Here is a 21,871-nt window from a genome sequence, read left to right as displayed (position 1 = left end):
TGTTTATCCCCCTATTTCTTTAGCTCGTTTAAGAAGCTTGTTCCGTATTCTGGCATTTTCACACCGAAGTTTTCTGCTACTGTTGCACCAATATCAGCAAATGTTTGACGAAGTGGTAACTCTTGTCCGCCTTCTTTCATGCTTGGGCTATATGCTAATAATGGTACATATTCACGTGTATGGTCAGTACCAGGATGAATTGGATCATTACCGTGGTCTGCTGTAATTAGTAATAAATCATCTTCTTTTAGTTTTGCGAATACTTCTGGAAGACGTGCATCATATTCTTGCAGAGCTTCTCCGTATCCTTGTGGATCACGGCGGTGGCCGAATAATGCATCAAAGTCAACTAAGTTTAAGAAGCTAAGACCTGTAAAGTCCATATTTAATGTATCTACAAGCTTATCCATTCCATCCATGTTAGACTTCGTACGAAGTGATTCCGTTACCCCTTCGCCATCATAAATATCAGAGATTTTACCGATAGCAATTACATCGTAGTCACTATCTTTTAATTCATTCATTACTGTACGGCCGAATGGTTTTAGTGCATAGTCATGACGGTTTGGTGTACGTGTAAAGTTTCCAGGTTCACCAACGAATGGACGAGCAATAACACGACCTACCATGTATTTCTCATCTAATGTTAATTCACGTGCAATTTTACAGATTTTATATAACTCATCAAGTGGCACTACTTCTTCGTGTGCTGCAATTTGTAATACGCTATCAGCAGAAGTATAAACGATTAAAGAGCCTGTTTCCATTTGCTCTTGACCAAGTTCATCAAGAATCTCAGTTCCTGAAGCTGGCTTATTACCGATAATTTTACGGCCTGTTTTTTCTTCTAATTCATCAAGTAATTCTTTCGGGAATCCTTCCGGGAACACTTGGAATGGTGTATCAATGTAAAGGCCCATGATTTCCCAGTGACCTGTCATTGTATCTTTACCAGTAGATTTCTCTTGCATTTTTGTGTAATATCCAAGTGGTTTCTCTACTTTAGAGATACCTTTCATTTCTCGAATGTTACCAAGACCTAATTTCACCATGTTAGGCATTTGTAACCCATTCATATGTTCAGCAATGTGACCAATTGTGTCAGATCCTAAATCACCAAATTGCTCAGCATCTGGTGCTTCACCGATTCCCACAGAGTCCATTACGACTAGGAATATACGTTTATATTTATTCATAACTGCGACCTCCTATAAGTTCAGTTCTACTTCTTGTAGTATGTTCAAAACGCTATAAAGTGAAACTGTTATCCAAAAGAATTCTCATTGTCAAACAGTACTTCTTTAAATCATTTTCTAACCTATTTCGTTTACTTGAAACGATTCAAAAACATTTCTAGTTTTTTCTAAGTCAGATGTCAGACATCTGATACTGATATCATAACATGTTTACGCTTTCTTTTTAATACATTTTCGTAGAATTTCTCATTTTCTTCACACTTCTATTGTAATCCATTCTGCAACGAAGTGCTAATTTTTTTATGATTTATTTCTTCATATTAAAAATAAAAAGTAGCTCTAAAGAGCTACTTTTTATTTTACTTCTATTGTTTCTTCTTTATGTTCATGCAATTCGCCTTTTCTTACATGTACTTTCACTTTGTAAGCACCATTCTCTTTGAAAGTATGTTTTGTTTCATACTCTCCTTTATTCCCTTCTTTCGCTGGAATAAATTCGTGTTTTTCAACACCATCTTTCCAAATCTCTAGTTGTACTTCAGCACCAGTTAGGGCTTCTTCTTTTTGTTTTAAATGAACTTTCATTGTAGATTCAGCATTTGCCTTTATGTCTCCAGCCATAAGATGGATCATTGTGTCACTTTTATGATCTCCATGTCCTGCACTGTGATCACTATTTTCTTTTTTTGCATCTTCTACTTTCGCATTTCCTACAGCAACTTTTACTTCTGGCATAACGTGCATTTCACGTGCATTTGTGTGAGCGATAATATGGTATACTCCATCCGTTTCGAATGTTTTCTCTACTGCATAAACACCTTTTCCTTTATGCTTACCATCTAACATCTCGTGTTTTTCGTCGCCATCTTTCCAAATTTCAAACTTTACATCATCGGCATCCGTTACTTTTTCTTTCCCTTGTGTAACAAGTGCTTGTACTTCTGTTTTTTCACCTGGTTTAATTTCTTTCGGATTTGTTTGTACTGCTACTTTTACAGCTTCAAGTTTCTGTTCTTTTTTCGGTTCTTCTTTGTTTGTATTACAGCCAGCCAACGCTAGCATCGCGATAAATAAAGTTATAATCAGTTTTTTCATCATCATTTCCTCCTTTATACTTTATTTAGTATAGAGGAAATACATTGTAATATTCCAGTCTTCTGCTGAAAACAATATACGAAATGTTTGTGAAGTTTCTGTGAAACGCTCTTCCCCTCTTAATCTATGAAAAAAAGAGCATAGTAACTATGCTCTCGGATGAAACTGTTTATATACATCTTTTAATCTAGTTTTTGAAACGTGCGTATAGATTTGCGTCGTTGAAATATCTGCATGTCCAAGCATTTCTTGTACAGCACGTAAATCTGCTCCATTTTCTAATAAGTGCGTAGCAAACGAATGACGCAACGTATGAGGTGTAAGCTCTTTTTCAATATTTGCTTCTTTCGCTAATCGTTTTAATATTTTCCAAAATCCTTGTCTTGATAATCGATTACCATGATGGTTTAAAAAGAGTGCATCTACTACTTTTTTCCCCATTAATTCTCTTCTTCCTTTTTCAATATACTTTTGAATCGCTTCCGTTGCTAAACTTCCTAGTGGAATAATTCTTTCTTTATTCCCTTTCCCTATGCAACGAACAAATCCCATTGTTAAATGTACATCTTCTAAATTGAGTGCAATCAATTCTGAAACACGAAGTCCTGTCGCATACAGTAACTCTAGCATCGCCTTATCACGAATCCCAAAAGCACTTGTCATTTTTGGTGTTTGAAGTAACGCCTCTACTTCATCAACTGATAATACTTTTGGTAATTTCCGTTCCCCTTGTGGCGTTTCAATATGTACGGATGGGTCGTGTTCTACCGCTCGTTCACGAAGTAAAAATTGGTGGAACGAACGAATTGATGCGATATGACGCGCCAATGTTTTCGAAGATTTTCCGTTCTCTTTTAAATACTGCAAAAAGTTAACAATGTGTAAACGGGTCACTTCATGAAAAGTTTTCGTCTGTTCCACATTTTGCAAATACTTTACGTAGCTTTTTAAATCCCGTTCATAAGATACTACTGTATTCTTTGCTAATCCTTTTTCGACAACCATATAATGAATAAAATCTTTTAATTGATCTTCCACTCTACACTACTCCCCATTTTCATAGAAAAACATCATTCTATTTACGAAAGCATCCTTTGCCGGTTCTTCATTCCCTGATACTTTTTCTACAGTCTCTTCTTTAGGTTTTTCATAACGATGATAGCTTTCATATTCTTCATTTATCCATAGTATAGCGAAATAAAACAAAATCGTACAACTTGTAAATAATAAAAATACTTTTATTCCATCAAAAGTTAATTTTAAAGCTCGGCGCATTGTAAATTCCTCCAAAATATAAGTTATTACAACATATGCCAAGCTTTCACCAATTTATACCTTATTCAAATAAAAAACCTCTTCCTAGATAAATAGGAAAAGGTTATTTTTCATCCGTTTCATTTTCTTGACAATTTTTACAAATCCCATGGAATGTTAAACGATGATCTTTCACCTTAAAGCTCCAGTCTCGTTCTACTTTCCTTTCCACTTCACCAAGTAAATCTTCTTGTATTTCTTGTACAGCACCACATTGTGTACAAATCAAATGATGGTGGAAACGCTGCGCACCTTCTTGGCGTAAGTCATAGCGTGAAACACCGTCTCCGAAGTTAATCTTATCGACAACTTTTAACTCAGATAATAGTTCTAAAGTTCGATAGACGGTTGCTAATCCGATCTCTGGCGACTTTTCTTTTACAAGGAGGTAAACATCTTCTGCGCTTAAATGATCTTCTTCATTTTCTAGCAGCACACGAACTGTTGCTTCACGTTGCGGTGTTAATTTGTAGCTCGCTGCATGTAATTGCTTCTTAATTCGTTCAATTCTTTCTTCCATTCGGTACTACTCCCTCCTCGCCACTCTTACACCATTATATCAGAAGAAGGGCTTCTGTCAAAAGAAAAAACAATAAAAACAAATTGATAATTATTCTCAAAAAGTATTTATTTTTTATTAATAGCCTCAACGACTTCTTTCATTAAAACTGGTGATGCGTAAGCCTCCACACTAGAAGCAAGTGCTAACACTACTCCAATTACGAGAAAGAAGCATGTATAACGGATTAATAATGGTAATAGTGGCTCGGTTATTTTTCTAATAAATTGATGCCTAATCATCCGTAAAGAAAAACTTGCAGCAATAGTTGTCATAACGAGAAAGACTGGAATGATAATTAAATTTTGTGGCAAAACAGATACAAATGCTAATAATAGTCCATTCCATCCATGCTGACTTACTAAAAAACCAACTGTAAATCCAACGACAACTCCTTTTACAAATAATAAAATAAAAATAAGTGGTAATCCAATAATTGAAATCCCTAAAATCCAAATAAACCCGATGTATTTTAATTGCGAAAAGTAACTTTCTCGAAACATTTCGCCCGCAATAGCAAATTCTCCTTTAGAGACTTGTCCAAAAAAACGTTGTAAATAAAATGATAAATCTTGTTTTTGATTGATTTGTAAACTATTCACCAGAATGGCTCCGAATATTACTCCCATCAATAATAAAACGGCGTTAAATATATATAATGAAGAGTTTTCCTGTATGTGAGACATTACACGGTCTTGCCAATTTTTTCGCCACATTTTTCTTCCCTCCGTTCACACTCTTATTAAAAATGTATGAAAGAAAGAAAAAAGTATGACGAATTAACATTGAAATTCCGCTCTACTTTGCTAAACTAAAAAGTAGAGAATAGGAGGGATTTCTCTTGAAACCATTATTATTAGATTTTCCAACATTATTTCAAACTGAACGCTTGCAAGTTCGTAAACCATTTCCAGGTGATGGTGCAGAAGTATATGAAGCAATCCAAGCTTCTCTAGAAGACTTAGTACCGTGGATACCAATTAACGCTGAAACAGAAGAGAGTGCTGAAGAAATTGTTCGCGAAGCTCACGGACAGTTTTTACTTCGTGAAACACTTGATTTTCACTTATACGATAAAGTATCTGGTACATTCATCGGAGCAATTACACTAAAGCCTGAAAACTGGGATATTCCAAAGTTTTCACTTCACTTCTGGCTACATAGTGCCTATACAAAACAAGGCTATATGACCGAAGCTGTTAAAGGTGCAATTCAGTTCGCCTTTGATAAACTAGGCGCTAGAAGAATTGAAATTCGTACTGATGCAACAAATATAAATGCATGTAGCTTAGCAGAACGTCTAGAATTCATTCTAGAAGGTACAATGGAAAATGATTTCCTAGCACCAGATGGTAGCTTACGTGATGCACGTGTATATGCAAAAATCAATTAAAAAACACTCGCCTTTGGCGAGTGTTTATTTTTGTAGTTGTAAATATTGTACTGCAAACATCGTCTTCGCATCATGAATACGAAGATCTTTCATAAGAGTAATCGCTTCTTCTAACGATACTTCCATTAATTCCACAAACTCATCTTCATCTAACTCAGCTTTATTTTCTTTTTTTGTCAAACCTGTCGCTTTATATACATATAAAATTTCATCTGCGAATCCTGGAGATGTATAGAAAGAAGTAATGAGCTCCATATTTTCACATACATATCCTGTTTCCTCTTCTAATTCACGAACTGCTGTTACCTCAGGTTTTTCACCAGGTTCTAACTTGCCAGCCGGAATTTCTATAATCGCCTTTTCAAGTGCTTTACGATACTGCTCAACAAGCACAATTTTCCCCTCATCAGTAATAGCAATAATAGCAACTGCACCAGGGTGATTTACAATTTCACGTTTACTCATTGCTCCATTTGGTAATACTACATCATCAACACGAACTTTTATAACTCTACCATCAAAAATCGGCTCAGTTTTTACTGTTCTCTCTGCAAGATTACTCACACTACTTCATCTCCCTGTTCTATTTCCTATTCTTTCCTCATACATTTTACCACATTGAAAGGAGCGTGATAGAAATGAAAGTTTATATTTTACCAAATCGCGTCACTTTAGTCGGAAAAGCATGGCAAATTCGCCATAAGCTAAAGCAATATAGCAAAGAGTATACAACTGTACAAGAGTGGATTACAGCAAATAAAGTGAAACATTAATCATGCTTTTACGGGCAGTTAATGCGCAGCGAAAAGTAAACGTTTGTCAACCTCTTTTCCCTCTCGTACAATAAAGGTAAGGAGGTTGACCTATGAAAAAACGTCAATTAGGAAACTCAGATTTGTTTGTTACAGAAATGGGCCTTGGCTGTATGTCTCTCGGTACATCTGAAACAGAAGCTATGCATATTATCGATGAAGCGATCGATTTAGGAATTAATTTTTTTGATACAGCAGATTTATATGATTACGGATTAAATGAAGAATTTGTTGGAAAAGCCTTGAAGGGAAGAAGAGACCAAATTGTACTTACAACGAAGGTTGGAAATCGTTGGACAGAAGAAAAAAATGGCTGGTCTTGGGATCCTTCTAAAGCTTACATAAAGACTGAAGTAAAGGAAAGTTTACGTAGACTTCAAACTGATTATATTGACCTTTACCAACTTCATGGCGGAACGATTGAAGATCCAATAGATGAAACAATTGAAGCTTTTGAAGAATTGAAAAAGGAAGGTATTATTCGCCATTACGGTATTTCTTCTATACGCCCAAATGTCGTTCGTGAGTATGCAAAACGCTCAAACATCGTTAGTGTACTAATGGAATATAGCCTTTTAAATCGTCGCCCTGAAGAATGGTTCCCACTTCTGAATGAACACCAAATTAGCGTGATTGCCCGCGGGCCACTTGCAAAAGGAATTTTAACTGACAACAATGCAAGAAAAATAGAAAGAGTAAAGGAAAAGGATTATCTTTCTTATTCTTACGATGAATTACATACAACTCTAGCGAGTGTAAAAGAAACGATTGGAGAACGCTCTTTAACAGGAACAGCTATTCAATATTGCTTACATAATAAGACTGTTGCAGCTGTTATACCTGGTGCAAGCTCGCTTCAACAATTACAGGAAAATATACGAGCTAGCCAACAGTTACCTTTAACGAAAGAAGAATATATACAACTTCAAAAGATTGTTAAATATGACACATATGCTTTGCATCGTTAAAAATATCGAATTACCGATAAATAGAAGACTGTCTCCAGTATCAGGAGACAGTCTTTTTTATAACGTATCATATTTATCAGGATTCGTTCCTACATGTAAATCACGATTCAACGTGTTAATTTGACGTATCTCTTCTTCAGTTAGTGCAAAATCAAAAATAGTAAAGTTTTCTTTAATACGAGATGGTGTAACAGATTTAGGAATTGTAACAATCCCGCTTTGAATATCCCACCTTAATATAACTTGTGCAGGTGTTTTTTCATATTTGTTAGCAATAGCCTGAATGATTGGATGCTGGAATACTTCTCCGCCCCTCATTAACGGACTCCATGCTTCCATTTGAATTTGCTCATCTTGACAATAATTGCGCAACTCAAATTGCGTCAACATCGGATGAAGTTCCACTTGGTTTACCATCGGCTTCACTTTGCAATTTGGTAATAATAGTTCTAAATGATGTTTATGAAAATTAGAAACACCAATCGCGCGCACTTTACCTTCTTCATACAATTTTTCCAAAGCTCGGTACGTATCAACATACTTCCCTCTTACCGGCCAATGTATTAAATATAAATCTACATAGTCCATTTGTAATTTTTTTAAACTCTTTTCAAATGCCTCGAGTGTCTCCTCATATCCTTGATCGTCGTTCCATACTTTTGTTGTAATAAATAGATCTTCTCTTGGAATTCCTGATTCACGTATCGCCTCTCCGACACCGCTTTCATTTTCATATACAGTTGCTGTATCAATCGAACGGTATCCAACTTCTAACGCTGTTTTTACTGCTTGCTTTACTTCGTCTCCTTCTTTCGCTTTATATACGCCTAGACCAATCATCGGCATTTTCACGCCATTATGAAGTGTAGTTGTTGGAATATGCACAGTCGTCTCCCTTTCATTGTTACATTTTTTATAAGCCACAACTTTATTTCAACAAGATTCATCCCAAAAGTCAAAACATACGTACAGTTTACATAACACTTTTATATAGTTAAAAAATAACGTGAATTCATTCATTCACGTTATTTTTTCTCCATTCTTTCGCTTTTTCATCCACATTGCGCACAAACTCATTTTTTCCTTCCGTATATAACGCGCCATCATATGTATACTTTTCGGCTAATTCTTTCTTTAAGGTTGCATATGTCTCTGCTTCTTCACAATGAGCCATCATATAATCACGAAATGCTAAATGCCTTACTATCTCTGGATTTCCTTTTTCAAACACGTGTAAATGATACGAACGTTTTTCTTCAGTTCCATGAATAAAATATCGGCGTCTTGAAATACCATTTTCCCCTTTTACGATGTAACCAAGCTCTATAAATCGTTCATTCCACCCATCTACTCTTTCGATATTTTCTACTTCCATGATCATATCAATAATAGGTTTAGCTGCCAGTCCAGGAACTGACGTACTTCCAATATGATGAATTTTTACCGTTTCTGGCATCGCTGATTTTAATCTTTTAGCCTCCATTTGAAATTTTTCACTCCAATGGTTTTCATGTGGAACAACGACAATTTTTCTCATTCTAACTCCCCTTTTCTTACAAGCTCGTCAAAAAATGATCAGTGGTATTTCACTGATCATTTTTTATTATTTAAAGTCTTTCCAAGTAAGGTTACTTTCACTTAGCAGTTCTTCAAATGATTTATTCTTTTCACGTTCTTTTTGTTCTTGGCGCTTTCTTTCCAGTTCAGCTGCCTCTTTTTCCTCTTCTCTCACTTGCAACTCTTTCTTCTTACTCTTTAATTGTTGCATGAGTGAATCATTTAATTGATCGCCTAATGTAAGTGTTTCTTTCTTTGGTTGATTCACTTGCGATTGTCTTTGCATTTGTCTTTGTTTCTTTTTCTTCATGCTACTCACCTTTTACTTTTTTCTCCATTATAGTAGATACACGATGAAATCGACAATAAAAAAGGGTCTTTACTCTATTATTCACTTTTTGTAAATATGTTAATTTTTCGAAAAGACTAAATTTTTGTGTAGCTATAATCCTATGAATCTATTAAAATTATGTCGTATGATGTCAGATTATAAAAAAAGGAGAATTATATTATGTGGAAAAAAATTATTCCTGCCGTTGCTGTTTTAAGCACCATTACTTTTTCAAGCGTATTTGCCGCTCCCCCATCTCAGAATCCAGCTGAACAAAACCGCTACATAGACGTACAAATGCTTGGTATTAATGATTTCCATGGACAACTAGATACTGTTAAAAAAATCAATAATAAAGAAGCTGGTGGCGCTGATTACTTAGCTACTTATTTAAAAGAACGTAAAAAACAAAACCCTAATACACTTCTCGTACATGCTGGTGATATCGTCGGAGCTAGTCCACCAGTTTCAGCATTATTACAAGATGAACCGACAATTGAATTTTTAAATGACTTAAAATTTGATGTTGGTACAATCGGAAACCATGAATTTGATGAAGGTATTGATGAAATGCAACGCCTCATTTACGGTGGATATCATGAAAAAACAGGAAATTTCAAAGGAGCTAACTTCCCCTATGTAGCTGCTAACTTCTACAACAAATCAACTGGCCGCTTATTTTTACCACCGTTTACTGTAAAAATGGTAGATGGTGTTCCTGTAGGATTCATTGGGGTTGTTACAACTGATACACCAAATGTCGTTATGCCTACGATGCTTAACAATGTACAAATTACTGATGAAGTAGAAGCAATTAATAAATCAACACAACAATTAAAACGTCTCGGCGTTAAATCTATCGTCGTTCTTGCTCATGTCGGTGGAACAACCGATGAGTCTGGGGTAACAAATGGCGATCTTACTCGAATTGCAAATGAAACAGACCCAGAAGTTGATGTTATTTTCGGTGGACATAGTCATACGTATGTAAATGGTACAGTAAATAATAAACTAATTGTCCAAGCAAATTCATACGGAACGGCTTTCTCAGACGTGGATGTAACAATTGATCGTAAAACAAAGGATATTGTAAAGAAAAAAGCTGAAGTTGTTACAACGTATCATGAAGGTGTAGAACCTGATAAACAAGTAAAGAAAAAACTAGATCAATATAAAGAAAAAATTGCACCACTTGTAAATGAAGTAGTCGGAAAATCTACAGCACCTATCGACCGTAAACAAAATGATGCTGGTGAGTCCACTCTTGGAAATTTAGTTGCCGATGCTCAGCGTCAAACAATGCAAACTCAAATCGCCCTCATGAATCCTGGTGGCATTCGTAATGACTTAGATGCTGGTGATATTACGTGGGGTGAGTTATACGGCATTCAACCTTTTGGAAATCAATTAATTAAAGTAGATTTAACAGGTCAAGACATTCGCGATATTTTAAATCAGCAATGGCAAAAAGGAACAACAAGAATGCTTCAAATTTCAGGTATTCAATATACGTGGGATGCAAATAAACCAAACGGTGAAAAAGTTACAAATATACGTTTAACAAACGGTGAAGAATTATCTCCATCTAAAATGTATAGCGTAGTTGCAAATGCCTTCTTAGCTTCTGGCGGTGACGGATTCGTATCATTTAAAAATGGTAAAAATGCAGAAACTGGTCCAAACGACTTTGAAGCGTTAGTCGATTACGTAAAACAATTAAAAGAACCAATTCAGCCAGTTATTGATGGAAGAATTCAAAAAGTAAATTAAGTGTTTCTCTAATAATAAATTTCATTTTTCACGCCATAAAGGATTTATACTGATCCTCTATTTTATATGTAATATACATCATAAAAAGGATACTCGTTCTTCCAATGAACATAGTATCCTTTTCTTTAGTTATCAAAATGTGATGTTTTGTCAACTTCATATTGCTGTAAAAATTGGTGCAACGCCTCTTCTACAAGTTTAGATTTTTGAACTCCTTTCGATTCTGATATAAGGTCCAATTGTGATAATATTTCTGTATTAATAGAAAAGGTTCGTCTCTTCTTCTCTGTACTTTTACTCATAATTGGTACAATTACTTCTTCTCTTTTTCTTAATAATTCATAAATGCTTTGTAATTGCTCATAAATTAACAATTGATAATCTGTTTTCTCATATTGAAGGGCGGTCGCTTCTTGGAGTTGTAAGTGACGTGGTTCTTCTCCATCTCCTACAAAAATACGTTTCTTCTGCTCTCCATCATATTCGTATCCAATCAATCTTAATTTCTTCGATAATGTATACGGGCTTATTTCAAGACGTTTTGCTATAATAGCGATGGGTTCACGTCTATTTAAACCATCTATAATTTCTCCAATCGTCACAATTTCCCTCCTCCCGTGTTGAAATGACACTAGTATGGTATGTTACAATGATTTTCTAACAGTATATGCAAAATGAATAGCCTGTGCGATTCATACGATTTCACAAAAGGAGGTTTTCAATATGCTTTTTCGTAGCTACACCCCTCAGTTCTATAATGAAAACAAACAACTCATTCCTAATAGTATCGCTACGATAGAAAGCGTTATGATTAATAATCGAAAACAAACTCTCCTTATGCGTGGACAAAACGTAGAGCAACCTATTTTATTATGCTGTCACGGCGGACCTGGGATGGCACAAATCGGATTTATTCGCCATTTTCAAAAAGAATTAGAGAAGCAATTTATTGTTATTAATTGGGATCAGCGCGGGGCTGGTAAATCCTTTTCACTGAAAGATTTCGGAGCAAATTTCACAATCGAACAATTCGTTTCCGATGCAAAAGAAGTGATTCAATATGTACTTAAAAGGTTCAACAAACAAAAACTATTTCTCGCTGGTCATTCTTGGGGAAGTATTATTGGGCTTAACATAGCACATCAATATCCAAAGTATATCGAGGCTTACATCGGTATTGGGCAAATTGTACATATGAAACAAAATGAAGAATTGCTATATCAACATTTAATTCATTCTGCAAAAAAACATGATCATAAAAAGGCATTAGCTTCCCTTTTAAAATTAGGCAAACCACCATTTTTAGATACGAGACGTCTCATTATTCAAAGAAAGTGGCTTGGCACATTTGGAGGCGCAATCCAAAACGGATCTTCCTTTTCTTTCATACGAAAAGGTTTCTTTTCTCCTGAGTATACGCTATTAGATTGGTTCAAGTTTCTCGCAGGAAATTTAAAATCTGGCGTTTTATGGGAAGAAATGCTGACAATCGATTTCTTTTCTTCTATCTCAAGTTTATCTATTCCAGTTTATTTTTGTTCTGGTCGCTATGATTATCAAACTCCTTATGCACTCGTTCAAGAATATTGCGATATTATTGAAGCGCCTATAAAAAAGATGATTTGGTTCCCAAATTCAGCACATTCTCCTGATTTAGAAGAACCAGAATTATTCGCTAATTCTTTGCAATCAATTAAACAAGAGCTAGCTTTTCAGCATTAGTAACAAAAGGCTCTTTTACATTTCATAGAAAACATTTTATAATAATATGTCGCAAGTATGTATAAACATAGCAAAACATTTCATATTTACTTGTCTTAACAGAATAAATATTTAGGGAGATTACATTTATTATGAACGCTGTACTCGTCGCAGTAGCAATTATGCTATTGCTTAGTTTGTTACGTGTCCAGGTCATTGTCGCCATCATTGTTGGAGCTTTAACAGGCGGAATTATCGGCGGACTCGGTATTTCAGAAACGATTAACACTTTTACAACTGGTCTTGGAAATAGTGCTCCAATCGCTTTAAGTTATGCAATGCTTGGTGGTTTCGCTATTTCCCTTTCCAAAACAGGACTTCCAGATGCTATGATTCAAACTGCATTAAAATGGATTGGCAATGAACAAGACACGAAAAAACAAGTTTATTCTAAAATACTTATTTTATTCATTATTTTAACGATGGCTTGTTTCTCACAAAATTTGATTCCTGTTCACATTGCTTTCATCCCCATCTTAATTCCAGCACTTTTAAAAGTATTAAATGAGCTGAAAGTGGATCGCAGACTTGTCACATGTATTATTACATTTGGATTGATTACTCCTTATATGTGGATCCCTGCAGGATTCGGAAAAATTTATCATGACGTATTACAAACCAACGCTGCGCAAAGCGGCCTTACATTTGATGTCACACTTATTCCAAAAGCAATGACTATTCCAGCAATTGGTATGATTATTGGATTATGTGTAGCGGTATTCATTACGTACCGAAAACCTCGTACGTATGAAACAGAACAAATTCATACTACCGAAAATGAAATCGTTCCCTATACAAAACGTAGCATTACTTTCGGGTTATTATCTATTATTGCTACATTAACTGTTCAATTAACAACCGAATCAATGATTTTCGGTGCTTTAGCAGGTATTATCGTCTTATCAGTTAGTGGCAGTCTACCACTTAAAGAAGCAGATGCGATATTAACAAGCGGAATGCGTATGATGTCCTTCATTGGCTTTGTTATGATTGCTGCCGCTGGATTCGGCGCTGTTCTTCGAAAAACAGGACATGTTGAATCTCTGGTGCAAACGAGTGCACATATAATCGGAAATAACAAACCACTCGCTGCATTTCTTATGCTCGTTATTGGACTTCTCGTTACGATGGGAATTGGTTCATCCTTTTCAACCATCCCTATCTTAACAACCATTTTTGTACCTCTTTGCATTCAGCTTGGATTTAGTCCAATGGCCACAATTGCAATTATCGGTACAGCCGGAGCACTAGGTGACGCAGGATCTCCAGCATCGGATAGTACCCTTGGACCAACATCCGGTTTAAATGCTGATGGTCAGCACCATCATATATGGGATACATGTGTACCCACTTTTCTACATTACAATATACCGTTACTTATATTTGGCTTTATTGCCGCAATTACATTATAAAAAGGTGCGTATAAAACGCACCTTTTACTTTTTTATTTTTCCTTTTAATTGTTGAAAAGCTACTTTTCCGTTATCTTTGACATAGCTTTCAATTGTCGGTAGTGATGAACCTATCCATTCACACTCTATACTCCCGTTCGGTCCAACAATTTTTAATTTATCTGGTATATGTATATTTAGAAATCTCGCTGACCGAATTAACTCAATAGCAATCTGATCACTTGAGGCTACAATTCCATCTACATACGGATTGTTTTGCAATAATGTAATAAATTGTTTATTTGTATACCCTTGTACACATTCTTCTCGATAAGAGATTCCTTCATCCCAAACAGCGTCTAAAAACCCTGCTATATGATCTTCCATTTCTTCACTTTCTTCTCCCTCACCGAAATATGCAAGAAAGTGACACCCTTTCTCTTTTAATAAAGAAACAGCTCTCTGTCCACTTTCATAATAATTTCCATGTGATTGTTGCTCATCGATCACAACAAACGGAAATGGAATTTTTCCTACACTTTTAAAAACTGCTCTTGTCAAAATAACACCTGCAATGTTATTTTGCTTCAGCATATGTATGTATCTATCTTTATTCTCTATATTACAAATAATGATTTGATAACCTTCTTTATATGCTATTTCCTCAATACAATGTAGCAAAGTGATGTTTGATTGGTTACATAAATTATCTACAAGTAATGCAATTATCGTTGAATTCTCTTTAAATAGTGGCTTCGCTGCACTGTTTGGCCTATAACGTAATTCTTCAATTGCTTCCTTTACTTGTTTTACTGTGTCCTCATGAACGTATCCTTTTTCATTAATAACTCGTGAAACGGTTGCGACTGAAACACCTGCCAATTTTGCAACATCACGTATAGTTGCCACATCGTCACCCCTTAATATGGTAATAGATTACAAATTTACGGTAACCTAAATTACACTATCCGTCAAGATTAATAACTCACATTTCTGAAAATTGTTACATCATTTCACTAAACGATACTCCAACTGAATTTCATGTAAAATTGGGATATTATCATATCCAATACGTGGAATTTCTTTCTTTATTTTTCGTGCCTCCTCTACCGCATTCACATATAAATTAGTCATTACAAAATTACGTTTTTGGTAAAATCGTAACGCATTCATATTATCATTTGTTGTAATAAGCCAAACCTGTCTGCACCGTTCTTCTTCTGCAACTTGTAATACACAATCCACAAGTTTCGTCCCTATTCCTTTTCTTTCTTCAAAGCTATCTAGCGATACAATTTCGCACATATTCCCGATCACTTCATACGTTATAATTCCGATTATTCTGTCATCTAAGAGCGCAACAAATCCTGGCAACTCTTCTAACTGATGTCCCTTACCACGTGAAACCATCAATGAACTTCCCCAGTTCTCACACATGAACATTCGGATTGTTTCTTTCATCGCTGGCGTAATTTTTTGTATATGCAGCATTTCCTATTTCTCCCCTTTTATATCATTGTGATACAATATAAGTGTATCACATGTAACGGTATTTGGAGGATGAGGTAAAGTATGAAACGTTTTTTTGCAGCATTGTTTACTATACTAGGTGCAATAACTGCCCTTGGGATTTTCTTTACAAATAAAGTGATGTACTTAAAGAAAAAAACAGAGGAAGAAGTACTCGAAAGAGAAACGAAAAAACATTTTCGTATAGAGGATTTTGATGCTCTTCATAAAGAAGAAATTCATATCCCTTCACAATTCGGATACGACCTTCACGGATATTACATTCCTGCTGGTCATTCCACCAATAAGTTTATGGTTTTTTGCCACGGTGTAACTGTAAATAAAATAAACTCTGTAAAATATGCAAACTTATTCTTAAAAAGGGGATATAACGTCCTCATTTACGATCATCGTCGTCATGGTAAAACTGGCGGAAAAACAACAAGCTATGGATACTATGAAAAACATGATTTAAAATCCGTAGTTGACTGGCTAAAAAACCGTTTTGGCACCAATATTACACTTGGTATTCATGGTGAATCTATGGGAGCTGCAACACTTCTTCAATACGCAGGACTTGTAGAAGATGGTGCTGATTTCTATATTGCAGATTGTCCTTTCTCTGATTTTCACGGACAATTACAGCACCGTTTAAAGGTTGAATTCCATTTACCAAAATGGCCTTTATTACCTTTAGCAAACGCATTTTTGAAAGTTCGTGACGGTTATACAATTCGTGAAGTTTCACCAATCGACTGTATAAAAAACATTAACAATCCCGTTCTCTTTATTCATAGTAAAGATGACGACTATATTTTAGCTGATATGACAAAAGCGTTATATGAAGCGAAAGAAAATAATAAGCAGCTTTATATTGCAGAACACGGTGCACACGCTTGCTCTTATAACGAAAATAAAGAAGAGTACGAAGCAGCCGTCGATCAATTTTTAAACACATATGTGAAAGAAACAAAAAACAGGCTTGCATAAGCCTGTTTTTTATTGCGCTAAAACGTCTGTAACTTGTTCCATATTTTCAGAAATCCATTGCATTGCATCATCTAACGTTGGGAATTCTGTCGTTTGAAATGTTACTTCATCTTGAAGTAACCAAACATCCTTTGCCTCTTGCCCTACACCTGCAATGGACCAATGTAACAAACTATATGGATGATTATCATTCAAAAATGATGCCCACGTGCGCTCATTTGCAATGTTTCGTAATGTATGTAATTGTTTATCCATCTCTCGTCACCTTACTCTAGTCAGTTATGAAAACTATTATAACACTCTCTTCTTTCTCAAACAAAGTGCTCTTTTTTCTCCGCTATTTGCGGGCAGTAAAACTCCCACCTCAAAATTCGGCTGAAACAAAGAAGTTAGGTAAGAGATTAACTGCCCCTAAAAGCCCGATTGGTTCAACTAATAATTAGTGGGGGATGCCTCCCTCACTAATTAAAGTTTCACTTTATATTGCCAAGCACTTCCCTTGATTATATGATGAAATTAAGCGTTTGGGAAGGAGGGATAACGTTGGCAAAAGTACAAATTAAAGTAAATGATAATGGCTCTTTTCGCGTTACAGGGGACGTGGAATTAGTCGACTCACAAGGGAATGCATTCCCAGCAAAACCGGCATTTTCTTTATGCCGTTGTGGTTTATCAAAAAATATGCCTTATTGCGACGCTTCGCATAAAGGTAAATTCGAGTCTGTTGTTAGAGCACCAGAGGCAGAATAATTTTACATGTGACATGCACATTTTTTTGTGCATGTTTTTTCTTTTTAGCAACTCCGTTATATCCCTTCTCTTTACAACATTTCTAATACTTTTATTTCCATTCCAGCCTGCATATATTTTCACACAATTCTTCACATTCGAATATTTTTTACTAGCCTTTTATTTTTTTTGTGCTATAATTTGAGCAAACAGCATCCTTCGGGGTCGGGTGAAATTCCCAACCGGCGGTGATGAAGTGAAAACTTCTAAGTCCGTGACCCGTTTTCAACTCGAAAACGGTGGATCTAGTGAAACTCTAGGGCCGACAGTATAGTCTGGATGGGAGAAGGATATGTTTCTAGTTTTTTATATAGTGAATACACTTTTATTTCAGTATGCATATTTTTAAAGATTCATTTTGATTCTTTATATATGTTTAATTTTCTATACTTATTTTTTATACTGAAATAAAAAGAGACAACTAGCGTTTAAAAATTCGATATTTTGCTAGGTTTTTTCCTTATGCAAAAATATCAATTATCGTTAGGTTTCTTTCCTATGCTTTCGTATTCAAACTATATTTCTAGAAATCACGTCTCCCAAACCCCAAGGATATTAAATCCTTGGGGTTTTTTGATTTTTTTTGGAGAGGTGAAGAAAATGACAGATCAAGAATATATGAGGATTGCCCTGCAGTTAGCAGAAGGAACATCAGGACAAACAAGTCCAAATCCTATGGTTGGTGCTGTTGTTGTAAAAGATGGAAACATCGTTGGTATGGGCGCTCATTTACGAGCTGGTGAAGAACACGCAGAAGTTCATGCCCTTCAAATGGCTGGTCAGAACGCCAAAGACGCTACCGTTTATGTAACACTGGAACCGTGTAGCCACTTTGGAAAAACACCACCTTGCTGTGAATTGCTCATCGAAAAAGGAGTTAAGCGTGTTGTAATTGCTACTCTCGATTGTAATCCGCTCGTTTCTGGTAACGGAAAAAGAAGATTAGAGGAAGCTAGAATTGAAGTAACTACTGGTGTTCTTGAAGCAGAAGCAGTTTTATTAAATCGCTACTTTTTTCACTACATGAAAACGAAACGCCCTTTTGTAACAATCAAAACAGCGATGAGCTTAGATGGAAAAACAGCAACTGTAACTGGTGAAAGTAAGTGGATTACAGGTGAAGAAGCACGTGCTGATGTTCACCAATATCGCCATACACATGATGCAATTCTTGTTGGAGTGAATACAGTTATAGCTGATAATCCTCATTTAACAACAAGAATTCCAAATGGTGGGAAACATCCTATTCGCGTTGTTTTAGATACCCATTTACGAACGCCACCATCTTCTCATGTTATAACAGATGGTTTAGCACCGACATGGATTATTGTCGGTAAGGATGTAAAGAAAGAGAAGATATCTTCTTATGAATCTAAAAATATAGCTATATTCCAAATGGAAACGAAGCATATAGAAATCGAGGACCTTCTTTCCTTTCTTGGAGAGAAACAAATTCTTTCTCTATTCGTTGAAGGTGGCCAATCGATTCATGCAAGTTTCTTAAAAACAAACAATTTTAATGAAATTGTAACCTATATAAGCCCGAAATTAATTGGTGGGAAAGATGCTCCTACTTTATTTGGAGGAAATGGTTTTTCAAAATTACAAGATGCGCTTTCCTTGAAAATTCAAGAGATGAAACAAATTGGTGATGATATAAAAATCGTTGCGAATGCCCGAAACGAGGTGACGAAATGTTTACAGGAATTGTAGAAGAATTAGGAACGATAGCAAACATGCAACAAAGCGGAGAAGCGATGAAATTAACGATTCATGCAAAGAAAATTTTATCAGATGTTCACTTAGGTGATAGTATCGCGGTTAACGGTATTTGCTTAACTGTAACAAACTTTACAACTACTTCATTTACAGTTGATGCAATGCCCGAAACGATGCAGTCGACATCACTTCGTATACTTAAACCGCACTCTAAAGTAAATTTAGAGCGAGCAATGGCTGCAAACGGACGATTCGGTGGACATTTCGTTTCAGGACATATTGATGGCATCGGAACGATTTTAAATAAAAAACAACATTACAATGCCGTCTATTACAAAATAGCAATTTCTGATGAACTGCTGCGCTATTGTTTGCAGAAAGGGTCCATTGCTGTTGATGGAACGAGTTTAACGATATTTGCTATAGACGAATCTTCCATAACGATTTCACTCATCCCGCACACAGTAAGCGAATCTGTCATTGGGGAAAAAAATGCCGGAGATATCGTAAACATTGAGTGTGACATGATTGGTAAATATATCGAACGCTTTATTACTAAACCTACAAAACGAGTAGGTTCAATGACTGAAAGCTTTTTACAAGAAAACGGATTTCTATAAGGGGGAAGCACAATGTTTCATCGTATTGAAGAAGCTCTAGAAGATTTAAAACAAGGTAAAGTCGTTATCGTATGTGATGATGAAAACCGAGAAAATGAAGGCGATTTTATTGCTTTAGCAGAGTACATTACACCAGAAACAATTAACTTTATGATTACACATGGCCGTGGTCTCGTTTGTGTACCGATTACAGCAGGGTACGCAGAACGTCTACAATTAGAACCAATGGTATCTCATAATACAGATTCACATCATACTGCGTTTACAGTGAGCATTGACCATGTTTCTACAACAACAGGGATTAGCGCTCACGAACGTGCAACTACGATACAAGAATTGTTAAACCCCGCATCAAAAGGCGCTGATTTCAATCGACCTGGACATATCTTTCCATTAATTGCGAAAGAAGGCGGTGTCCTGCGTCGTGCAGGTCATACAGAAGCTGCTGTTGATTTAGCAAAGCTATGCGGTGCCGAACCAGCTGGAGTTATTTGCGAAATTATAAATGAGGACGGCACGATGGCACGTGTACCTGATTTAATAGAATGCGCAAAACAATTTGATATAAAAATGATTACAATAGAAGATTTAATTGCTTATCGCCGCCATCATGAAACACTTGTGACGAGAGAAGTGGAAATTACATTACCTACAGATTTCGGTACTTTCCACGCAATTGGCTATTCTAACTCATTAGATACGAAAGAACATATCGCACTTGTAAAAGGTGATATTTCAACAGGTGAACCGGTACTTGTACGTGTTCATTCTGAATGCTTAACAGGAGATGTATTCGGTTCACATCGCTGCGATTGCGGACCACAACTCCATGCAGCACTTGCTCAAATTGAGCGTGAAGGAAAAGGTGTTCTTCTTTATATGAGACAAGAAGGAAGAGGCATTGGGCTTCTTAATAAGCTTCGCGCTTATAAATTACAAGAAGAAGGATTCGATACTGTAGAAGCAAATGAAAAACTCGGCTTCCCTGCTGATCTTCGTGATTACGGTATCGGTGCTCAAATATTAAAAGATTTAGGTTTACAAAGCTTACGATTATTAACGAATAACCCAAGAAAAATTGCTGGCTTACAAGGTTACGATTTAGAAGTAGTCGAGCGTGTACCGTTGCAAATGCCGGCAAAAGAAGAAAATAAATCATATTTACAAACGAAAGTAAATAAATTAGGACACTTACTAAACTTATAATTAAAGGAGAGATTTATTATGGTATTCGAAGGTCATTTAGTTGGTACAGGATTAAAAGTTGGAGTTGTTGTTGGACGTTTTAACGAATTTATTACAAGTAAGTTACTTGGCGGCGCTTTAGACGGATTAAAGCGTCACGGTGTAGAAGAAAATGATATTGATGTTGCTTGGGTTCCTGGTGCATTTGAAATTCCTTTAATCGCTAAAAAGATGGCTAGTAGCGGAAAGTATGATGCTGTTATTACACTAGGTACTGTAATCCGAGGTGCTACAACTCACTACGATTACGTTTGTAATGAAGTAGCAAAAGGTGTTGCGTCTTTATCACTACAAATGGACATCCCAGTTATTTTCGGCGTATTAACGACAGAAACAATTGAACAAGCGATTGAACGCGCAGGTACGAAAGCTGGTAATAAAGGATATGAATCAGCTGTTGCTGCAATTGAAATGGCTCACTTATCAAAACAATGGGCATAAAAAAAAGAGGCTGCGGCCTCTTTTTATTTTTTCACCTTTTTTTGTACATCTTTTATTAATTCATTCATCGTTTTTCCTTCTGTTTTTATATGAAGAGCTTGTGCTGTTCTCCATACATTCTCTCTTTTTTTCGCTTCTTCTATAATAGTAATTTCTTTTCTAACTTCCTTTAAATCTTTTCCTTCCGTTTTCAATCCAAAATGTTCAGCTTTCGTTCGAAAGTGTTGTTCGATTCTTTGTTGCATCTCTTTTTGTTCAGGATTTTCAGCAGCCTTAACTGGATCAGAACTTATTGCTTTTATTAAAATTAAACAAGTCATAATCGCTAATATGTATTTGTACATGTAAAATCCTCCAACCCAATATAAATTACATATTTACTATGTACAACTAGGGCTTGGAAAATTCGTC

27 protein-coding genes and 1 riboswitch are annotated in these 21,871 nt (G+C 35.8%); of the genes, 12 read left to right on the top strand and 15 right to left on the bottom strand.

All coding sequences use genetic code 11. The annotated features are described in order from the left end of the window. Positions 1-11: 11 nt before the first annotated feature. The 6 genes from deoB to spoIIM all read right to left on the bottom strand — a co-directional run bounded on the left by deoB (position 12) and on the right by spoIIM (position 4,850). Positions 12-1,196: a phosphopentomutase gene (gene deoB, locus ACK1U5_RS19175; protein WP_001046079.1), complete on the bottom strand. Its 1,185-nt coding sequence runs from the start codon at positions 1,194-1,196 to the stop codon at positions 12-14. A gap of 354 nt (positions 1,197-1,550) precedes the next feature. Then, positions 1,551-2,291, bottom strand: a complete 741-nt coding sequence (locus ACK1U5_RS19170) for a FixH family protein (protein ID WP_000733456.1) — start codon at positions 2,289-2,291, stop codon at positions 1,551-1,553. A gap of 147 nt (positions 2,292-2,438) precedes the next feature. Beyond that, complete coding sequence (xerD, locus tag ACK1U5_RS19165; RefSeq protein ID WP_000390088.1) at positions 2,439-3,329, bottom strand: site-specific tyrosine recombinase XerD; 891 nt, start codon at positions 3,327-3,329, stop codon at positions 2,439-2,441. A gap of 6 nt (positions 3,330-3,335) precedes the next feature. Continuing rightward, positions 3,336-3,566, bottom strand: a complete 231-nt coding sequence (locus ACK1U5_RS19160; protein WP_001250432.1) for a YqzK family protein — start codon at positions 3,564-3,566, stop codon at positions 3,336-3,338. Positions 3,567-3,669: 103 nt separating this feature from the next. Then, on the bottom strand, positions 3,670-4,125 hold the full coding sequence (fur, locus tag ACK1U5_RS19155) for a ferric iron uptake transcriptional regulator (protein ID WP_000392657.1): 456 nt from the start codon (positions 4,123-4,125) through the stop codon (positions 3,670-3,672). 107 nt (positions 4,126-4,232) lie between these two features. Beyond that, positions 4,233-4,850 carry a stage II sporulation protein M gene (spoIIM, locus tag ACK1U5_RS19150; RefSeq protein ID WP_013142149.1) on the bottom strand — a complete coding sequence of 206 codons (618 nt, stop codon included), beginning with the start codon at positions 4,848-4,850 and terminating at the stop codon, positions 4,233-4,235. A 155-nt stretch (positions 4,851-5,005) separates the two neighbouring features. Here spoIIM and ACK1U5_RS19145 point away from each other — a divergent pair, with 155 nt between their 5' ends. Continuing rightward, entirely contained in the window at positions 5,006-5,557 is a 552-nt protein-coding gene (locus tag ACK1U5_RS19145; RefSeq protein WP_000803479.1) for a GNAT family N-acetyltransferase, read from the top strand. Positions 5,558-5,581: 24 nt separating this feature from the next. On the opposite strand, the gene ACK1U5_RS19140 is transcribed toward ACK1U5_RS19145, so the two are convergent. Continuing rightward, positions 5,582-6,121, bottom strand: a complete 540-nt coding sequence (locus ACK1U5_RS19140) for an NUDIX hydrolase (protein WP_000067041.1) — start codon at positions 6,119-6,121, stop codon at positions 5,582-5,584. A 74-nt stretch (positions 6,122-6,195) separates the two neighbouring features. Here ACK1U5_RS19140 and mciZ point away from each other — a divergent pair, with 74 nt between their 5' ends. Together mciZ and ACK1U5_RS19130 are read left to right on the top strand one after the other, a co-directional pair. After that, a complete protein-coding gene (mciZ, locus tag ACK1U5_RS19135) occupies positions 6,196-6,330 on the top strand; it encodes a Z-ring formation inhibitor MciZ (protein WP_000870302.1) in 135 nt (44 codons plus the stop codon). A gap of 92 nt (positions 6,331-6,422) precedes the next feature. Continuing rightward, positions 6,423-7,337 (top strand): aldo/keto reductase, encoded by a 915-nt coding sequence (locus ACK1U5_RS19130; protein ID WP_000747213.1) that lies wholly within the window; start codon positions 6,423-6,425, stop codon positions 7,335-7,337. A gap of 57 nt (positions 7,338-7,394) precedes the next feature. Here the strand turns inward: ACK1U5_RS19130 and ACK1U5_RS19125 are convergent, their stop codons facing one another. The 3 genes from ACK1U5_RS19125 to ACK1U5_RS19115 form a co-directional block, all read right to left on the bottom strand. Further along, positions 7,395-8,222, bottom strand: coding sequence for an aldo/keto reductase (locus ACK1U5_RS19125; RefSeq protein WP_000547994.1), 828 nt, complete (start codon positions 8,220-8,222; stop codon positions 7,395-7,397). Positions 8,223-8,349: 127 nt separating this feature from the next. Continuing rightward, positions 8,350-8,874, bottom strand: coding sequence for a GrpB family protein (locus ACK1U5_RS19120; RefSeq protein ID WP_001227188.1), 525 nt, complete (start codon positions 8,872-8,874; stop codon positions 8,350-8,352). 66 nt (positions 8,875-8,940) lie between these two features. Then, a complete protein-coding gene (locus ACK1U5_RS19115; RefSeq protein WP_000727561.1) occupies positions 8,941-9,204 on the bottom strand; it encodes a YqkE family protein in 264 nt (87 codons plus the stop codon). A 201-nt stretch (positions 9,205-9,405) separates the two neighbouring features. Here ACK1U5_RS19115 and ACK1U5_RS19110 point away from each other — a divergent pair, with 201 nt between their 5' ends. Continuing rightward, entirely contained in the window at positions 9,406-10,995 is a 1,590-nt protein-coding gene (locus ACK1U5_RS19110; RefSeq protein ID WP_000265548.1) for a bifunctional metallophosphatase/5'-nucleotidase, read from the top strand. 125 nt (positions 10,996-11,120) lie between these two features. Here the strand turns inward: ACK1U5_RS19110 and ACK1U5_RS19105 are convergent, their stop codons facing one another. Next, positions 11,121-11,597 carry a ribbon-helix-helix domain-containing protein gene (locus ACK1U5_RS19105; RefSeq protein ID WP_000151927.1) on the bottom strand — a complete coding sequence of 159 codons (477 nt, stop codon included), beginning with the start codon at positions 11,595-11,597 and terminating at the stop codon, positions 11,121-11,123. 121 nt (positions 11,598-11,718) lie between these two features. Between ACK1U5_RS19105 and ACK1U5_RS19100 the strand changes: the two genes are divergently transcribed. Both ACK1U5_RS19100 and ACK1U5_RS19095 read left to right on the top strand, forming a co-directional pair. Continuing rightward, entirely contained in the window at positions 11,719-12,717 is a 999-nt protein-coding gene (locus tag ACK1U5_RS19100; RefSeq protein WP_000898966.1) for an alpha/beta fold hydrolase, read from the top strand. A 131-nt stretch (positions 12,718-12,848) separates the two neighbouring features. Beyond that, on the top strand, positions 12,849-14,168 hold the full coding sequence (locus ACK1U5_RS19095) for a Na+/H+ antiporter family protein (protein ID WP_000994808.1): 1,320 nt from the start codon (positions 12,849-12,851) through the stop codon (positions 14,166-14,168). A 24-nt stretch (positions 14,169-14,192) separates the two neighbouring features. On the opposite strand, the gene ACK1U5_RS19090 is transcribed toward ACK1U5_RS19095, so the two are convergent. Next, positions 14,193-15,056, bottom strand: coding sequence for a LacI family DNA-binding transcriptional regulator (locus ACK1U5_RS19090; RefSeq protein WP_000201351.1), 864 nt, complete (start codon positions 15,054-15,056; stop codon positions 14,193-14,195). 99 nt (positions 15,057-15,155) lie between these two features. Then, the gene (locus ACK1U5_RS19085) at positions 15,156-15,638 is read right to left on the bottom strand and encodes a GNAT family N-acetyltransferase (protein WP_000902432.1); all 483 of its coding nucleotides are present in this window, start codon (positions 15,636-15,638) and stop codon (positions 15,156-15,158) included. A gap of 81 nt (positions 15,639-15,719) precedes the next feature. Between ACK1U5_RS19085 and ACK1U5_RS19080 the strand changes: the two genes are divergently transcribed. Continuing rightward, positions 15,720-16,646, top strand: a complete 927-nt coding sequence (locus ACK1U5_RS19080; protein WP_000819234.1) for an alpha/beta hydrolase — start codon at positions 15,720-15,722, stop codon at positions 16,644-16,646. Between the two features lie 9 nt (positions 16,647-16,655). Here the strand turns inward: ACK1U5_RS19080 and ACK1U5_RS19075 are convergent, their stop codons facing one another. Further along, positions 16,656-16,901, bottom strand: coding sequence for a DUF2552 family protein (locus tag ACK1U5_RS19075; RefSeq protein WP_000360793.1), 246 nt, complete (start codon positions 16,899-16,901; stop codon positions 16,656-16,658). 288 nt (positions 16,902-17,189) lie between these two features. On the opposite strand from ACK1U5_RS19075, the gene ACK1U5_RS19070 reads away from it, so the two are divergent. From ACK1U5_RS19070 to ribH, 5 genes are all read left to right on the top strand, one after another. Then, positions 17,190-17,396, top strand: coding sequence for a CDGSH iron-sulfur domain-containing protein (locus tag ACK1U5_RS19070; RefSeq protein WP_001151579.1), 207 nt, complete (start codon positions 17,190-17,192; stop codon positions 17,394-17,396). A 190-nt stretch (positions 17,397-17,586) separates the two neighbouring features. Continuing rightward, positions 17,587-17,730: riboswitch (FMN riboswitch) on the top strand. A gap of 305 nt (positions 17,731-18,035) precedes the next feature. Further along, complete coding sequence (gene ribD, locus ACK1U5_RS19065; protein ID WP_000131988.1) at positions 18,036-19,148, top strand: bifunctional diaminohydroxyphosphoribosylaminopyrimidine deaminase/5-amino-6-(5-phosphoribosylamino)uracil reductase RibD; 1,113 nt, start codon at positions 18,036-18,038, stop codon at positions 19,146-19,148. After that, positions 19,130-19,774, top strand: coding sequence for a riboflavin synthase subunit alpha (gene ribE / locus ACK1U5_RS19060; RefSeq protein WP_000493898.1), 645 nt, complete (start codon positions 19,130-19,132; stop codon positions 19,772-19,774). Before ribD ends, ribE begins: the two co-directional genes overlap by 19 nt. A gap of 12 nt (positions 19,775-19,786) precedes the next feature. Next, positions 19,787-20,980 carry a bifunctional 3,4-dihydroxy-2-butanone 4-phosphate synthase/GTP cyclohydrolase II gene (gene ribBA, locus ACK1U5_RS19055; RefSeq protein ID WP_000468983.1) on the top strand — a complete coding sequence of 398 codons (1,194 nt, stop codon included), beginning with the start codon at positions 19,787-19,789 and terminating at the stop codon, positions 20,978-20,980. 18 nt (positions 20,981-20,998) lie between these two features. Further along, positions 20,999-21,460, top strand: a complete 462-nt coding sequence (gene ribH, locus ACK1U5_RS19050) for a 6,7-dimethyl-8-ribityllumazine synthase (RefSeq protein WP_000230895.1) — start codon at positions 20,999-21,001, stop codon at positions 21,458-21,460. A gap of 23 nt (positions 21,461-21,483) precedes the next feature. On the opposite strand, the gene ACK1U5_RS19045 is transcribed toward ribH, so the two are convergent. Beyond that, positions 21,484-21,804, bottom strand: coding sequence for a hypothetical protein (locus tag ACK1U5_RS19045; RefSeq protein WP_000280032.1), 321 nt, complete (start codon positions 21,802-21,804; stop codon positions 21,484-21,486). Positions 21,805-21,871: the final 67 nt, after the last annotated feature.

The sequence above is a fragment of the Bacillus sp. XB1 genome (genome assembly GCF_053557995.1).
The sequence above is the reverse complement of the archived record's forward strand: the minus strand, read 5'-3'. Positions and strand labels throughout refer to the sequence as shown.

Bases quoted from the DNA above. Each gene is read 5' to 3' on its own strand.
- spoIIM (WP_013142149.1), bottom strand. From the start codon at position 4,850: ATGTCTCACATACAGGAAAACTCTTCATTATATATATTTAACGCCGTT.
- ACK1U5_RS19115 (WP_000727561.1), bottom strand. From the start codon at position 9,204: ATGAAGAAAAAGAAACAAAGACAAATGCAAAGACAATCGCAAGTGAAT.
- ribBA (WP_000468983.1), top strand. From the start codon at position 19,787: ATGTTTCATCGTATTGAAGAAGCTCTAGAAGATTTAAAACAAGGTAAA.
- ACK1U5_RS19120 (WP_001227188.1), bottom strand. From the start codon at position 8,874: ATGAGAAAAATTGTCGTTGTTCCACATGAAAACCATTGGAGTGAAAAA.
- ribH (WP_000230895.1), top strand. From the start codon at position 20,999: ATGGTATTCGAAGGTCATTTAGTTGGTACAGGATTAAAAGTTGGAGTT.
- ACK1U5_RS19045 (WP_000280032.1), bottom strand. From the start codon at position 21,804: ATGTACAAATACATATTAGCGATTATGACTTGTTTAATTTTAATAAAA.
- ribD (WP_000131988.1), top strand. From the start codon at position 18,036: ATGACAGATCAAGAATATATGAGGATTGCCCTGCAGTTAGCAGAAGGA.
- ACK1U5_RS19080 (WP_000819234.1), top strand. From the start codon at position 15,720: ATGAAACGTTTTTTTGCAGCATTGTTTACTATACTAGGTGCAATAACT.
- ACK1U5_RS19160 (WP_001250432.1), bottom strand. From the start codon at position 3,566: ATGCGCCGAGCTTTAAAATTAACTTTTGATGGAATAAAAGTATTTTTA.
- ACK1U5_RS19095 (WP_000994808.1), top strand. From the start codon at position 12,849: ATGAACGCTGTACTCGTCGCAGTAGCAATTATGCTATTGCTTAGTTTG.
- mciZ (WP_000870302.1), top strand. From the start codon at position 6,196: ATGAAAGTTTATATTTTACCAAATCGCGTCACTTTAGTCGGAAAAGCA.
- ACK1U5_RS19075 (WP_000360793.1), bottom strand. From the start codon at position 16,901: ATGGATAAACAATTACATACATTACGAAACATTGCAAATGAGCGCACG.
- ACK1U5_RS19100 (WP_000898966.1), top strand. From the start codon at position 11,719: ATGCTTTTTCGTAGCTACACCCCTCAGTTCTATAATGAAAACAAACAA.
- ACK1U5_RS19085 (WP_000902432.1), bottom strand. From the start codon at position 15,638: ATGCTGCATATACAAAAAATTACGCCAGCGATGAAAGAAACAATCCGA.
- ACK1U5_RS19130 (WP_000747213.1), top strand. From the start codon at position 6,423: ATGAAAAAACGTCAATTAGGAAACTCAGATTTGTTTGTTACAGAAATG.
- ACK1U5_RS19110 (WP_000265548.1), top strand. From the start codon at position 9,406: ATGTGGAAAAAAATTATTCCTGCCGTTGCTGTTTTAAGCACCATTACT.
- ACK1U5_RS19170 (WP_000733456.1), bottom strand. From the start codon at position 2,291: ATGAAAAAACTGATTATAACTTTATTTATCGCGATGCTAGCGTTGGCT.
- ribE (WP_000493898.1), top strand. From the start codon at position 19,130: ATGTTTACAGGAATTGTAGAAGAATTAGGAACGATAGCAAACATGCAA.
- deoB (WP_001046079.1), bottom strand. From the start codon at position 1,196: ATGAATAAATATAAACGTATATTCCTAGTCGTAATGGACTCTGTGGGA.
- fur (WP_000392657.1), bottom strand. From the start codon at position 4,125: ATGGAAGAAAGAATTGAACGAATTAAGAAGCAATTACATGCAGCGAGC.